We start from the raw sequence: 14,973 nt of genomic DNA on the forward strand, positions 1-14,973 counted from the left end.
GCCGCGCGCGCGACGCCCGCGCCGCGCAACCCGATGCGCGCGCGACCGAAGCATCGCGAACGGGCCGGCCGCCGCCGGCCGGCCCGATGCGCGGAACGCTTATTTCTCGAGCTTCACGATGGTCGGCACGCCGCCCACGTTCTCGACGCGCACCCTCACCTTGTCGCCCGCGCGAACGCGCGCCGCCATCTCCGCGTCCTTCGCCTTGAACGCCATCGTCATCGGCGGCATCCCGACGTTATCGAGCGCGCCATGCTCGAGCGTGACCATGCCGGCCGCGGGGTCGACTTTCCGGACCACCGCGTCGGTCAACGCGGCGTCGGATTGCCGCGACGCATCGTGCGACGACATCGGCATGTTCATGCCCGCCATCCCGTCGGCGGCGATGGCGGGAGCGGCCGCGGCCGCGAGCGTGATCAGCAACACGATCGATTGCTTCATTGAGGTTCTCCGGTATCAAGGGAAGAAAAATCCGCGCCGGCGCGGCCGGCAACGGGGGAACGCCGCGCGCGCATCGCTCGGCGCACGCGGCGGCGCTGCAGCAGCATCCACCCAGCGGGAATGACGAACATCGACAGCAGCGGCGCCGTGACCATGCCGCCCACCATCGGCGCGGCGATTCGCTGCATCACTTCGGAACCCGAACCGTGCCCGAACATGATCGGCACGAGGCCCGCGAGCACGACGGCGACCGTCATCGCCTTCGGCCGCACGCGCAGCGCCGCGCCTTCGCGAATCGCGTCGGCGAGCATCGCCTCGGTCGGCGGCTCGCCGGCGGCGACGCGCCGCGCGTACGCGCTCTTCAGATACAGCAGCATCACGACGCCGAACTCGGCCGCCACGCCGGCGAGCGCGATGAAGCCGACCGCCGTCGCGACCGACACCGCATGGCCCAGCATCCAGACGAACCAGAATCCGCCGACGAGCGCGAACGGCACGGTCGTCATCAGCAGCAGCGCGTCGGCCGCCGAATCGAACGTCACGAACAGCAGCACGAAAATCACGACGAGCGTGGCCGGAATCACCGCGCGCAGCGTCGCGGCCGCACGCTCCAGATACTCGAACTGCCCGGACCACGCGATCGAATAGCCGGGCGGCAGCGCGACCCGCTGCGCGACCGCGCGCTGCATCGCATCGACAGCCGTCTTCAGATCGACGCCGCGAATGTCGACATACACGTAGCCCGACAGCCGCGCGTTCTCGCTGCGGATCATCGGCGGCCCGTCGGCGATCGTCACCGCGGCGACGTCGCGCAGCAGGATCTGCGCGCCGCGCCCGGTGACGATCGGCAATTGCCGCAGCTTTTCGAGCGAATCGCGCACCTCGCGCGGATAGCGGATGTTGATCGGAAAGCGCTCGCGGCCCGCGATCACCTCGCCGACGTTCTCGCCGCCGATCGCCGATGCGACGACGGCCTGCACGTCGCCGATCGAAAGGCCATAGCGCGCAGCCGCGCGCCGGTCGATGTCGACATCGACGTAGCGCCCGCCGTTCAGCCGCTCGGCGAGCGCCGACGCGACGCCCGGCACGCCCTTCACCGCCGCTTCGACCTGCGTTGCGATCCGCTCGACCTGCGCGAGATCCGGGCCGGAGATCTTCACGCCGACCGGCGTCTTGATGCCGGTCGACAGCATGTCGAGCCGGTTGCGGATCGGCGGCACCCAGACGTTCGACAGGCCCGGCACCTTCACGACGCGATCGAGCTCGTCGACGAGCTTCTCGGGCGTCATTGCGGGCCGCCATTCGTCGCGCGGCCTGAAACGGATCGTCGTCTCGAACATCTCGAGCGGCGCCGGATCGGTCGCGGTGTCCGCGCGGCCCGATTTGCCGAACACGGTCGCGACCTCGGGCACCGTCTTGATCAGACGGTCCGTTTGCTGCAGCAGCTCGGCCGCCTTCTGCGCGGAAATGCCGGGCAAGGCGGTGGGCATGTACAGCAGATCGCCTTCGTCGAGCGGCGGCATGAACTCGCCGCCGAGACGCGACACCGGAATCGCGGTGACGACGAGCGCCGCGACCGCGATGCCGATCGCAAACCACGGCCGCTTCAGCGTCGCTTCGAGAAGCGGCCGATAGAGCCGCACGAGCAGCCGGTTCAGCGGATTCGACGCCTCGTGCGGAATGCGGCCGCGAATCAGGTAGCCCATCAGCACCGGCACGAGCGTGACCGACAAGCCCGCCGCCGCGGCGATCGTATACGTCTTCGTGAATGCGAGCGGCGCGAACAGTTTGCCCTCCTGACCTTCGAGCGCGAACACCGGAATGAACGACAGCGTGATGATCAGCAGCGAGAAGAACAGCGCGGGCCCGACTTCCGCCGCCGACGCGGCGATCAGCTCCCAGCGCGCGGCGTTCGGCAGCGGCTCGCCCGGGTGCGCATGCTCGTGAGCCTCGAGATGCTTGTGCGCGTTCTCGATCATCACGACGGCCGCGTCGATCATCGCGCCGATCGCGATCGCGATGCCGCCGAGCGACATCAGGTTCGCGTTGACGCCCTGATAGCGCATCACGATGAACGCGGCGAGCACGCCGAGCGGCAGCGACAGGATCGCGACGAGCGCGCTGCGCAGATGAAACAGGAATACCGCGCACACGAGCCCGACGATCACGAACTCCTCGACGAGCTTGTCCTTCAGGTTGTCGACCGCGCGCTCGATCAGTTGCGAGCGGTCGTACGTCGTCACGAGTTCGACGCCCGCGGGCAGCGAGCGCTTCAGATCGGCAAGCTTCGCCTTCACGGCCTCGATCGTCGACAGCGCGTTCTTGCCGGACCGCATCACGATCACGCCGCCCGCGACTTCGCCTTCGCCGTTCAGCTCGGCGATCCCGCGCCGCATTTCCGGGCCGATCTGCACGCGCGCGACGTCGCCGAGCAGCACCGGCGTGCCGGCGTCGCTCGCGCGCAGCACGACGTTGCGAAAGTCGTCGAGCGTACGCAGGTAGCCGCTCGCGCGCACCATGTACTCGGATTCGGCCATCTCGACGACCGAGCCGCCCGATTCGCTGTTCGCCTTGCCGAGCGCACCGGCGACGTCGGCCTGCGTGATGCCGAACGCGCGCAGCTTGTCGGGATCGAGCACCACCTGATATTGGCGCACCATCCCGCCGATGCTCGCGACTTCCGCGACGTCGGGCACGGCCTTCAGCTCGAACTTCAGGAACCAGTCGTTGAGCGCGCGCAGCTGGCCGAGATCGTGCCGCCCACTGCGATCGACGAGCGCGTACTCGTAGACCCAGCCGACGCCCGTCGCGTCCGGCCCGAGCGCGACGCTCGCGCCCTGCGGCAGCCGGCTCTGAACCTGATTCAGATACTCGAGCACGCGCGAGCGCGCCCAGTACTGATCGGTCTTGTCGTCGAACAGCACGTAGACGAACGCGTCGCCGAACGACGAATACGCGCGGATCGTCTTCGCGCCCGGCACGCCGAGCAGCGTGGTCGTGAGCGGATAGGTCACCTGATCTTCGACCACCTGCGGCGCCTTGCCCGGATACGACGCCTTGACGATCACCTGCGTGTCGGACAGATCCGGCAGCGCGTCGAGCGGCGTGCGGTTCAGCGATAGCGCGCCCCACGCGGCGACGAGCGCGGTCGCGAGCAGCACGAGAAGGCGATTGCGAATCGACCATCGAATGACGTGCGCGATCATCGTGCGCCTCCGATCGGTTCGACCTTCGTCAGCCGATAGCCGTCGTCGGTGCCCTGGAACGCGAAGCGCACCGTATCGCCCGGCTTCACGTTCGCGAACGCGGCGGGCGCGGGCTTGCCGAACGACATCGTCATCGCGCCCCAGCCGAGCGCCGGCACCGGCTGATGCGAGAACGTGATGTCGGCCGCGGTGATCTTCTCGATCTTGCCGGTGGTTTCGTAAACCGGCGAGGCGGCGCTCGCGCTCGCGTGCGCAGGCGACGGGGACGGGGACGGGGACGGGGACGACGATGACGTTTGCGCGCTTGTCGCGCTTGTCGCGCGCGCCGTCGCGGCGTCGGCCGTCGTCGCGCGCGCGCCGGCCGCCTCGGCTTCGAGCCTCGGCAACACCGATTTCAGGCTCGCTTCGGAATCGATCAGGAACTGTCCGGATGCAACCACCGTTTCGCCTTCGTTCAACCCGGCCAGCACCTCGGTCTCGTCACCGACGTCGCGGCCGATCGCCACCTCCGCCGGCCGCAGCCGACCGTCTGCCATCCTGACGATCACGACCGAGCGCTTGCCCGTCGCGATCACGGCGTCGGACGGCACGACGAGCCGCGGCGCCGCATGCGGCGCGTCCACGCGCACGCGCATCAGCATGCCCGGCGTCAGCGTGAACGCGTGGTTATCGATCTCGAGCCGCGCCTGCAGCGTGCGCGTCGTTGCATTGACGCCCGGCAGGATCTCGCGGATCACGCCGCTCACGCGCCGCTGCGGATCGCCCGCGAACGTCGCGTCCACGCGCATGCCGGGCCGCACGCCGGAGGCGAGCGCCTCCGGCACGTCGACGACGAGCCACAGCGTCGACAGCCCCGCGATCTTCGCGATCGTCTGCCCGGGCGTCACCATCGCGCCGTCACGCACGTTCAGCTCGCCGACGACGCCCGCCTCCGGCGACGCGAGCACGACGTGCGTCTGCGCGCGGCCCGTCCGGTCGAGGCTCGCGATCACGCCGTCGGGAATCGACAGCGCACGCATTCGCGCGCGCGACGCGGCAAGCAGCTCCGCATCCATTCCACCGCGCTTGAGTGCGAGATATTCCTCCTGCGGCGCGAGCCAATCCGGCACGAACAGCGACGCGACCGGCGCGCCCTTCGCGATGCGCTGCATCGGCGCGTTCGCGTACAGTCGGTCGATATAGCCCGTCACGCGCGACTGCACGACCACCGCGCGCGATTCGTCGAATTGCGTCGTACCGACCGCGTCGAATCCTTCGTCGACGTCGCGCCGTCGCACGCTCGCATAGCGAATGCCCAGGTTCTGCTGCAGGCCGGGATCGATGCGCACGCCCGCGTCGCCGCCGCCGTCGTCCGCGTAGACAGGTTCGAGCGGCATGTTCATGAAAGGCGACTTGCCGGGCTTGTCGAAATGCTGGTTCGGCGCCATCGGGTCGTGCCAGTACAGCACCTTTCTGCCCGTCTTCGGGTCGACCGTGCCGGCGGCGGTTGCGGCGGTTGGGCGATTCGCCGCGCCGGCCGCGGACGCCGCCGCGGCTGCGTGCACGCGCGGCGCAAAGCGGGCGCCCGCGAAATAGCCGGCGGACAATAACGAAACGGCGGCGAACGTCATCAGCATCGCACGCGTCAAGCGAGTGTGGTTCATGTTCGCTCCTTCATTGTGCGGCGAGCGTCGCCGACGGGACGATCTGATATTCGAGCTGCGCCCAGCTCTGCGCGACGTCGCGTTCGAGATCGAGCACTTGCAGACGCGCATCGAGCCGCGCGCGGCGCGCGGCGAACGCATCGGCGAGCGAGCCCGCGCCCGCGCGATACGCGGCGTCGGCAAGCCGCACGCGCTCGTCGGCCGCGGGCAGCAGCGATCGATCGAGCTCGGCGAGCCGCGCGCGGCCGCTCGCGAGCGTCGCCGACTGCGTGCGAATGTCCGCCTCGACCTGCCGCCGCGCGTCCTCGTACATCAGCCGCGCCTTCGTTGCGAGCGCGCGCTTCTGCGAGACGTCGCGATCCTGCCGGTCGCGACGATCGATCGGCAGCGGAATCGTGACGCCGATCGACACCATGTTCGCGTACGGCGCGCCGCGCTGCTGATACGCGATCTCCCACGTCCAGTTCGGGCGGCGCTCGCTGCTCGCGACCGCGACATCGGCGTCGGCAACCGCCACGTCGTCGTCCGCCGCGATGAGCGTCGGCTGCACGTGGCTCAGTTCGTCCGGAGGCAGCGACGGCACGAACGACACCGGCGCGGGCGGCTCGCCCGACACGTCGGATACCGGCACGGCGGTCCAGCGCGACAAGCCGATCAATGCGGTGTCGAACGCCTGCTGAGCGTTCGATTGGCGGTCGCGCGTCTGCGCGAGCAGCGCGCGCGCCTGCACCGCGTCGGCGGCCGTCGCCTTCGCGCCGCGATAGGCGGCCTGCGTCGCGGCAAGTTCGCGGCTCATCTCGTCGACGAGCTCGCGCTGCAGCGCGAGCGCCTTCTTCGCATAGGCCGCGTTGAGCCACGCGACCGCCGTCTGCCGGCGCACGCTTGCGAGTTGCAGCAGATAGCCGGCGCGCTCGCGGCCGACGACTTCGTTCGCGAGCGCGGTGCGCAGCCGGCGCTTGTCGCCCGACACCCATTCCTGCGCGATGCCGATGCGGCGCATCGTCATCGATTCCTGACCGATCGTGAAGCGTTGCGGGCCGTCGATCGGCAGATTGTCGATGCCGGCCTTGAGCATCGGATCAGGCAGCTGCCCGGCTTTGACGGCGGCCTCGGCGCTCGCCTGGACGGAAGCCTGCGCCGCCTGCATCGCCGCCGATCGATCGGTCGCCGATTGCAATGCGGCGTCGAGCGTGAAAGGCGCCGGTTGAGCGAACGCGGCGGCCGCGCTCGCGAAAGTGAGCGCCGCGACGAGCGTGCGCGCGCGCAGGCGCGCACGCCGGCCACGCGGCGCGCGATATGTCGAATACATGTGCTGAACCCCAGCGATGGAATCCCGAACGGATTCCGCGTCCCGAGTGCGGGACGAACCCGCCGCATGTGCGGCGAACCTGTCGGAGCGGGGTTAGGCGGTGCGCGGAGGTCGCCACAATCCGCCCGGCTCGCGGACGGTAAGCGACTTCGCGTAATGGAAGACGACCTGACGGCTCTCGCCCGCGGGGCGGACTACGTCAGACGCCGGCATCGGATGATAGAGGCTGCCGAACTGGCACTGCACCATGACTTTGCAGAAGACGATCTTCGCTTTGCCGGTCTTGCCGGCAGCCGTCGATTTCATCGATTCGCAGTCCTGCGACGGCGGCATCGCGCCGTCGACGCCCATCGACATCGTCTGCTGCATCGGGCAATCGCCGACGAGGCCGCTCGCCGCCAGCCCGGTCAAGGGCAGCGTCGCGCACCACAGCAGCACGAGAAGCAGGCGAAGGATCTTCATCGCGCAAGAGTATAGCGCAGCGAATGCGCATCGTTCGTCACGATCGTATCGAATGTTGCTTGCAATCGGGTTGCGGGTTGCGCATCGCTTGTCCGGCATCGCATCGCGTCTCGTCGAGCCGAGCCAATCGGATCGCGCCCGTGCGTCGCGACGCCGCGCACGGCTCACAGCACGACGGGCGCGCTCGACAGCTCGTCGCCCGGCGCCTTGCGCGCCGGATAGTGCCGCGCGAGCAACGCGGTGACGCGCTCGATTCCGTGGATCGAGCCCGCTTCGAAGCGGCCGCGGCGAAATTCCGCCTCCATCGCGCGGCACACCTCCTCCCAGTCGTCGCTGTCGACGCGCGCGTGTATCCCGCGATCGGCGACGATCTCGACGTCGTGATCGGCGAGCAGCAGATAGATGAGCACGCCGTTGTTGTGCTCGGTATCCCAGACGCGCAGTTCGGAAAACACGTCGATCGCCCGTTCGCGCGCGCTCACGCCCTTGAAGACCGCCGACGCGTGCAGCGCCCCCTCGACCGCGAAGCGAAGCTGGCCGACGTGCTTCTCGTGGCTCGCCTCGACCGCGTGCCCGATCTTGCGGAGCGTGCGCTTCGGAAACGCCGCGGCGACGCGCCAGCGCGTCATCAGCAGATGCCTCGCGATTCGTCCGATATCCATCACCACCTCCCGGACGCGCCGCCGCCGCCGAAACCGCCGCCGCCGCCGCGAAAGCCGCCCTGCCCGCCGCCCCAGCCGCCGCGCCCGCCGATGAACGGCCCGCCGACGCGCGCGCCCATTCCGCCGCCGAACAGCGTGAAGAAGAGCGCGATCGCGGCCGCCGCGATCGCGACGAGCAGCGCGCCGGACAACAGCCACGCGACGAAGCCGACCACGCCGCCCGTGACCACCGAGCCCGCGAGCCGGCCGAATATCGCGCGCAGCACGCCGCCCGCGGCGATCGTCATCACGAACAGCACGGGCAACAAGCGGCCGAGCCCGCCATCCTCACCGCGGCGCGGGCGCGGCGGCGGCAGCGGCTCGCCTTCGATCACGCGCATCATGCTGCCGACGCCCGCCGAAATTGCGCCGTAGAAATCGCCGCGCCGCAAGCTCGGCACGATGACCTCGTCGATGATCCGATGGCTCGTCGCGTCGGTCAGCACGCCTTCGAGGCCGTAGCCGACTTCGATGCGCAGCGTGCGATCGTTCTTCGCGACGATGAGCAGCGCGCCGTCGTCGACGTTCGCGCGGCCGAGCTTCCATTGCTCGACGACGCGGATCGAATACTGCTCGATCGTCTCGGGCTGCGTCGTCGGCACGATCAGCACGGCGATCTGGCTGCCCTTGCGCGCCTCGAAATCCTTCAGCGACTGCTCGAGCGTCGCGCGCTCGGCGTCCGTCAGCGTGCCCGTCTCGTCCGTCACGCGCGCGGCGAGAGGCGGCACCGGCTGCTCGGCGCGGCACGCTCCGCCGCCGAGCGACGCGAACGTAAGGATGGCGAAGCACGCCGCACGAAAGAGCTTCAATTCGACGCTCCGGCAGCGGGCGCGGGCGCCGGCGTGTTCCCGAAATCGACGCGCGGCGGCCTCGAGATCTCCGCTTCGTTCGCGACCGAGAAGTTCGGTTTTTCCTTGTAGCCGAACGCCATCGCGGTCAGGTTGCTCGGGAACGAGCGTATCGTCGTGTTGTACGCCTGCACCGAGCGGATGTAGCGGTTGCGCGCGACCGCGATGCGGTTTTCGGTGCCTTCGAGCTGCGCCTGCAGATCGCGGAAATTCGCGTCCGACTTCAGTTGCGGATAATTCTCCGACACGACGAGCAGGCGCGACAGCGACGACGTCAGCTGCCCTTGCGCCGCCTCGAATTTCGCGAACGCCTGCGGATCGGACAGCAGCTCCGGCGTCGCGCGAAGCGAGCCGACCTGCGCGCGCGCCTCGGTGACGCGGGTGAGCACTTCGCGCTCCTGATTCGCGTAGCCCTTCACGGTATTGACGAGATTCGGCACGAGGTCCGCGCGCCGCTGATACTGATTCAGCACTTCCGACCAGCTTGCAGTCACTTGCTCGTCCTGCACCTGGATCGCGTTGTAGCCGCAGCCGGACAACGCGAGTGAGAGCATGGCCAGCAACGCGGCCCGGAACCGAAATGACCACGCCGCCGCGGCGCGCGAGACCGAAGAGTGATGTCGCATCTGCTACCTCCGTTGCCGTTTGCCGGAAAAGCTTGCGCCACTCGCCGACGGCCGTTCCGGGATCGCCGGCTTCGGACGGCCCGTTTGAGACGAACCCTTTGGGACGGCCCATTTGGGACGGCCTGTTTTTGGGACAGCCGATCGCGGACGGCCAGTCGTAAATCGGCTGCGCACGCTTCGAATGGATGCTACGTATGCGGTTCCCGATCAGCTTGATTTGCGTCAACGGTCGCCCAGCGCGAACGGACAGCAAAAATCGTGCGCGCGGCTCGCCTCCGTCGTTTCGGATTCGCAAGCAATGGCGCGCCGGGCCATACGCCAGCCGGCAGCCGGCAGCCGGCAGCCGGCAAGTAACGGGGCGCGATTGAGATAGGTCAATTCGCGCCGCCCCGCCGGCGCTACAGTGGGGCAATCATTCGCCTCCGAGTCACGCTCAGGCTCCCGACATGAAAACATGCGAGCGCTTCGCGATTGCAACGGCCACCGCCCCGTTCGTGACGGAATTCGGGGCGGCTCGCCGCGCGCAGGCATCGGCACGGACAGAAGCCGCACGGCTCGTGCGGCGACGGCGCGGCTGGCCGCGCATGCGCCCGCCGCCGGCCGGCGGCGATGCGCCGCGCGGAACAAGACGATGAGCGCCGCGCACGGCCTTCGTTCGCATTGGCGATCGCGCGTCGTGATCGGCGCGCTCTTGCTCGGCGCGATCGCGGCCTTCGTGTGGCTGCCTCGCCATCGATACCACGTTCTAGGCTGGCTGCCGTATCTGTTGTTGTTCGCGTGCCCGCTCGCGCATGTTTTCATGCATCGCGGCCATCGGCGCCGCACCGCTTCGGAAAGCGGTGCGCGCCTCGATTCCGAAGATGGCGATGAGCACCGCCGCTAGCAACGTCCGCTCGCGGCTTCCGTCTCCCGCGCTCGCGAAGCCGGCCGGAAAGGCGCAACATCGAACGACGATTCGCCGCCGCACGGCACGGCGATGCGATGACGCGGCGCGCCTCGACGAAACTCGCCGCCGCGGGAGCAACCGACATTCATCGACGCGACAGGAGCGCTTGTCATGCACGACGCACATGTCCATCACGATCACGACCACGGCACGAACGAACGGCGCGCCCCTCATCGCTCGCGCGACGCGGCGACGCCCGGCGCAACGGCCGTCGATCCGGTCTGCGGAATGAAGGTGCCGATCGACACGCAACGTCGACACGACTATCAGGGCCTCACGTATCGCTTCTGCAGCGACAAGTGCCTGACGGCGTTTCGCGCATCGCCGCAACGGTTCGTCGGGATGCCGAAGCAGCCGGCCGGCGAAGCCGCGGCGAAGCCGGGCACGATCTACACGTGCCCGATGCACCCGCAGATACGCGCGAGCGCGCCGGGCGACTGCCCGATCTGCGGCATGGCGCTCGAGCCGCTCGCGCCGGGCGCCGGCGACGAGAGAAACCCAGAGCTCGAATCGATGACGAAGCGCTTCTGGGTCGGGCTCGTGCTGTCGGTGCCGCTCGTGCTGATGACGATGGGCAGGATGGCGCTGCCGTTCGACATCGGCGCCGTGATCGACGCGCTGTTCGCGCGCTGGCCGCTGCCGCACTGGCTGGCGGCGTCGTGGTCGCAATACGCGCAGGCGGCGCTCGCGACGCCGGTCGTACTGTGGGGCGGCTGGCCGTTTCTCGTGCGCGGCTGGAAGTCCTTCGCGGCGTGGCGATTGAACATGTTCAGCCTGATCGGGCTCGGCGTCTCGGCGGCCTACCTGTTCAGCGCGTTCGCGCTGCTCTTCCCCCGCGCGCTTCCGCAGGCGTTCCGCAGCGGCCATGACATCCCGCTCTATTTCGAGGCGGCGGCCGCGATCGTGACGCTCGTGCTGCTCGGCCAGGTGCTCGAGCTGCGCGCGCGCTCGCGCACCTCGAGCGCGATCCGCGATCTGCTGCAGCTCGCGCCGCACACGGCGGTGCGCGTGAAGCCCGACGGCATCGAGGAAACCGTGCCGCTGGACGCGGTCGTCGTCGGCGACACGCTGCGCGTGAAGCCCGGCTCGAAGGTGCCGGTCGACGGCGTCGTCGTCGAAGGGCACTCGAGCGTCGACGAATCGATGATCACCGGCGAACCGATGCCGGCCGAGAAGACGGAGGGCAGCGCGGTGACCGGCGCGACCGTCAACCAGACGGGCACGTTCGTGATGCGCGCGGAGAAAGTGGGCGCCGACACGCTGCTCGCGCGCATCGTGCAGATGGTCGCCGAGGCGGCACGCTCGCGCGCGCCGATCCAGAAGCTCGCCGATCAGGTGTCCGGATGGTTCGTGCTCGCCGTCATCGCGCTCGCCGCAATCGCGTTCGCCGCGTGGGCGGCACTCGGTCCGGCTCCCGCGCTCGCGAACGCGCTCGTCGTCGCGATCAGCGTGCTCATCATCGCGTGCCCGTGCGCGCTCGGCCTCGCGACGCCCGTGTCGATCATCGTCGGCGTCGGCCGAGGCGCGCGCGAAGGCGTGCTCATCAAGGATGCCGAAGCATTGGAGCTGATGGAGAAAGTCGATACGGTCGTCGTCGACAAAACCGGCACGCTGACGGAAGGCCGGCCGCGCGTGCAGACGGTCGTCGCGCTCGATCCGCATCGCGAGCACGCCCTGATCGGCTACGCGGCCAGCCTCGAAGGCGCGAGCGAGCATCCGCTCGCGCAGGCGATCGTCGAGCATGCGAAGCAGGCGGGCGCCGCGCGCGCGCCGGTCGAATCGTTCGATTCGGTGCCCGGCAAGGGCGTGAAAGGCGTGATCGACGGGCAGGCGGTCGCGCTCGGCAATGCGCGTCTGATGGCGGATCTCGCCGTGGACTGCGCGTGGGTCGAAACGGATTCGAACCGCCTGCGCGAAGCCGGCCAGACCGTGATGTACGTCGCGATCGACGGGCGGCTCGCGGGCTACGTCGGGCTCGCCGATCCGATCAAGGAGACGACGCCGGAGGCCGTGCGGCTGCTCAAGGCATCGGGCGCGAGCATCGTGATGTTGACGGGCGACAATCTCGTCACCGCGAACGCGGTCGCGAAAGCGCTGTCGCTCGACGGCGTGAAGGCGGGCGTGCTGCCCGCCGACAAATACGCGTACGTGCAGGCGCTGCAGCGGCAGGGGCACGTCGTCGCGATGGCGGGCGACGGCGTCAACGATGCGCCGGCGCTCGCGCAGGCGAACGTCGGCATTGCGATGGGCACGGGCACCGACGTCGCGATGAACAGCGCCCGGATCGTGCTCGTGAAGGGCGATCTGCGCGGCATCGCGCGGGCGCGCGCGCTCAGCGTCGCGACGATGACGAACATCCGGCAAAACCTGTTCTTCGCGTTCGTCTACAACGCGCTCGGCGTTCCGGTCGCGGCGGGCGTGCTGTATCCGTGGTTCGGCGTCACGCTGAGCCCGATCCTCGCGAGCGCCGCGATGGCGGCGAGCTCGGTGTCGGTCATCGGCAACGCGCTGCGGCTGCGTCGCGCGATAACCTGAGCGGGCGGCGGTGCACGGCGGCGCGCGCCGCCGTGCACCGATCCCGCGAGTCAACGCGGTACCTCAACCCCGTGCGTCGCTCACGGCGCGACGACAACCGGATGGAACCCGGCAGTTTCGACGATGGCGACCACGCGCTCGACACCGAGCGTCGAGCCGACTTCGACCGCTTTCGACGCGATGTCGACGGAAACGGTCGCGGCAGGATCGACGGCCGTGATCGCTTGCGTGATCGCGTTCGCGCAGCCGCCGCACGACATGTCTTTCACTTCGAGTTTCATGCTGCTTCTCCAAAAGGATGTGAGGCGATCGGAGGATGCATCTTCCCACTGTGGGAAGGTCAAGCGCTGGGGTGTGAGGTGATCGGGTGTGAGGTGATCGGGTGTTCGGGTGTTCGGGTGTTCGGGTGTTCGGGCAGTCGGGCAGTCGGGCAGTCGGGCAGTCGAAGCACGGTCGCACGGCCAATCGAACGCGAGCCCCAACGCCGACTCAAACGCGACCACCAACCGCACTACGCGCTCGACGCGGTCGCGGCGATCCCGGTGCACGATCCGCGCGCCGCGTCACGTTCCGGCGGCGCACGATCGCCACGATCCGCCACGATCCGCCACGATCGCCACGATCGCCACGATCGCCACGATCGACGGGATCGACGCATGTCGCATTCCCGACATTCGCCGAGACCGCCGCGCCGCCCCCGTACGTCAACGCTGCGCCGGCGCCTGGCAGAGCGCGAGATTGTGCAGGATCGCGTCGCCCGTCGACTTGTAGTTGTCGGCATCGCAGGGCGGAAGGCCGAACGCCTCGCTGTGCTCCTGCTGCGCGCGGTAGGCGATCGTATCGGACAGCACGGCCACGCATTGCGCGCGATCGCCGCGGTGATATTCCGTGAGCGCCAGATCGCTCTTCGCCCGGTCCAGCTCGATCCAGTCCATGAAGCCGCTGCACTCGGCGAGCAGCGACGTGAGCGTCGCGCGCGCCGCGCCGTAATCGTGCGCCGCGTATTGCCGGTGCGATCGCTCGGTGCGCACGGCCCGCGACTGATCCGCGCACGCGGCGGGCGGACGCCGGTATTCGCCGTCGAACGACGCGCGCATCCCGCAAAAATCCCGGCACGCTTCGGAGCCCGACGTATCCAGCTTGACGACGCCCTGCCCGCCGGACACCGCGATCCGGCAGACATTGCCGCCGTCGTTCGCGACGCCGACGCGCCCCTTGAACGTGCCGCTCAACGCGCAGGTATGGCAGTTGCCGCCTATCGTTTCGATGTTGAAGGTATTGCCCTTGATGGTCAGCACGCCGTGCGCGCTTCCGCCTTCGACGTACAGATAGCGGCCCGCGTCCACCGCGGAGCCGGCGGCGAGCGCCGCGACGCTCGCCGACATCGCGGCCGCCGCGACCGTTGCCCGCATGCGGATTCCCCAGTTCATACGTTCCCCTTTCATCGAATTGCCGTGCAACGCGCATGCGCGGCGGCGAATCGCGCGCGCCGGTCGCGACGCGCGCGGCGTCACGCCGATTCGCCCGCCTGCAGCCGCAGCCGCCGCGCCTGCCGCGGCAACACGACGTACATGCCGGCCGCGATGTTCAGCACGAGGCCGATCGCCTGGCCGGCGAGCGGATGGCCGCCGTGGCGCAGCGGCATCGTCACCGCGCTGATCGGCAACGCGGCGAGCGTGGCCCAGCCGGCCGTCGTCAATCCGATCATCAGCGCCTGCCCGAACGACAATCGGCCGGGCGCCGGCAATGCGTGCGCGGCGAACCCCATGCGCACCGTGTATCCGGTGATCGGCAGGCAAATCGCGAAGCAGACGACGAAGATCACGAGCGCGAGCGCCATCGCCTTGCCGCTCGGCGGCTGGCCGGCGACGGGAAGGGTTTGCCATATCGTCAATCCGACGATCGCCACGCCGAGAATCCACACCGGCACGCTCGCGAGCGTCTGGCGCCATATGCAGGACCACCACACCGACAGGCGTCGGCCGAGCGTCATCGACGGAAGCATCTGGAACATATCACCCCCCATTCTTGTTATCGGTTCTGCGAACGCGCGATCGCGGCGGCGTTAGACGGTTGATGCGTACGGCGGGCCGACCTTCGCTCCGGCTCGGCGGCGCGGACAACGAAGCTGTCCGCGGCTTGGTGCGGCTCGGCGCGGCTTTATGCCGTTTCGCCTTCGCCGCGCGCCGCCCGCGCGATTGCGGCGCGGGCGTTTCATTCACGTCGGCCGCCCCGCTTGTTCGCGGCCGGGGGCGA

At 69.1% G+C, this 14,973-nt stretch carries 13 protein-coding genes; 2 read left to right on the forward strand and 11 right to left on the reverse strand.

What is annotated here, in order from left to right:
- Positions 1-99: 99 nt before the first annotated feature.
- The 8 genes from WT60_RS18885 to WT60_RS18925 all read right to left on the reverse strand — a co-directional run bounded on the left by WT60_RS18885 (position 100) and on the right by WT60_RS18925 (position 9,236).
- Positions 100-441: a copper-binding protein gene (locus tag WT60_RS18885; RefSeq protein WP_038748333.1), complete on the reverse strand. Its 342-nt coding sequence runs from the start codon at positions 439-441 to the stop codon at positions 100-102.
- A complete protein-coding gene (locus tag WT60_RS18890; protein WP_059578325.1) occupies positions 438-3,647 on the reverse strand; it encodes an efflux RND transporter permease subunit in 3,210 nt (1,069 codons plus the stop codon). Before WT60_RS18890 ends, WT60_RS18885 begins: the two co-directional genes overlap by 4 nt.
- Positions 3,644-5,290 (reverse strand): efflux RND transporter periplasmic adaptor subunit, encoded by a 1,647-nt coding sequence (locus tag WT60_RS18895; protein WP_060355823.1) that lies wholly within the window; start codon positions 5,288-5,290, stop codon positions 3,644-3,646. Before WT60_RS18895 ends, WT60_RS18890 begins: the two co-directional genes overlap by 4 nt.
- Before the next feature lie 10 nt (positions 5,291-5,300).
- On the reverse strand, positions 5,301-6,599 hold the full coding sequence (locus WT60_RS18900) for a TolC family protein (RefSeq protein WP_059578318.1): 1,299 nt from the start codon (positions 6,597-6,599) through the stop codon (positions 5,301-5,303).
- Positions 6,600-6,692: 93 nt separating this feature from the next.
- A complete protein-coding gene (locus tag WT60_RS18910) occupies positions 6,693-7,061 on the reverse strand; it encodes a hypothetical protein (protein WP_038748341.1) in 369 nt (122 codons plus the stop codon).
- 164 nt (positions 7,062-7,225) lie between these two features.
- A complete protein-coding gene (locus WT60_RS18915) occupies positions 7,226-7,723 on the reverse strand; it encodes a TPM domain-containing protein (protein ID WP_060355822.1) in 498 nt (165 codons plus the stop codon).
- Entirely contained in the window at positions 7,723-8,571 is an 849-nt protein-coding gene (locus WT60_RS18920) for a TPM domain-containing protein (RefSeq protein ID WP_038748344.1), read from the reverse strand. The genes WT60_RS18915 and WT60_RS18920 overlap by 1 nt, the downstream gene beginning before the upstream one ends.
- On the reverse strand, positions 8,568-9,236 hold the full coding sequence (locus WT60_RS18925) for a LemA family protein (protein ID WP_060355821.1): 669 nt from the start codon (positions 9,234-9,236) through the stop codon (positions 8,568-8,570). The genes WT60_RS18920 and WT60_RS18925 overlap by 4 nt, the downstream gene beginning before the upstream one ends.
- Before the next feature lie 676 nt (positions 9,237-9,912).
- Here WT60_RS18925 and WT60_RS18930 point away from each other — a divergent pair.
- Both WT60_RS18930 and WT60_RS18935 read left to right on the forward strand, forming a co-directional pair.
- Positions 9,913-10,119, forward strand: coding sequence for a DUF2933 domain-containing protein (locus WT60_RS18930; RefSeq protein WP_226383080.1), 207 nt, complete (start codon positions 9,913-9,915; stop codon positions 10,117-10,119).
- Between the two features lie 174 nt (positions 10,120-10,293).
- Entirely contained in the window at positions 10,294-12,717 is a 2,424-nt protein-coding gene (locus tag WT60_RS18935; RefSeq protein ID WP_060355820.1) for a heavy metal translocating P-type ATPase, read from the forward strand.
- Between the two features lie 80 nt (positions 12,718-12,797).
- Here the strand turns inward: WT60_RS18935 and WT60_RS18940 are convergent, their stop codons facing one another.
- The 3 genes from WT60_RS18940 to WT60_RS18950 form a co-directional block, all read right to left on the reverse strand.
- Entirely contained in the window at positions 12,798-12,998 is a 201-nt protein-coding gene (locus tag WT60_RS18940) for a heavy-metal-associated domain-containing protein (RefSeq protein WP_038748349.1), read from the reverse strand.
- Between the two features lie 423 nt (positions 12,999-13,421).
- On the reverse strand, positions 13,422-14,129 hold the full coding sequence (locus WT60_RS18945; RefSeq protein ID WP_038748632.1) for a hypothetical protein: 708 nt from the start codon (positions 14,127-14,129) through the stop codon (positions 13,422-13,424).
- A gap of 98 nt (positions 14,130-14,227) precedes the next feature.
- Positions 14,228-14,731: a hypothetical protein gene (locus WT60_RS18950; RefSeq protein WP_038748353.1), complete on the reverse strand. Its 504-nt coding sequence runs from the start codon at positions 14,729-14,731 to the stop codon at positions 14,228-14,230.
- Positions 14,732-14,973 lie beyond the last annotated feature (242 nt).

It is taken from the genome of Burkholderia sp. MSMB617WGS (assembly GCF_001532025.2).
GTDB lineage: Bacteria > Pseudomonadota > Gammaproteobacteria > Burkholderiales > Burkholderiaceae > Burkholderia > Burkholderia savannae.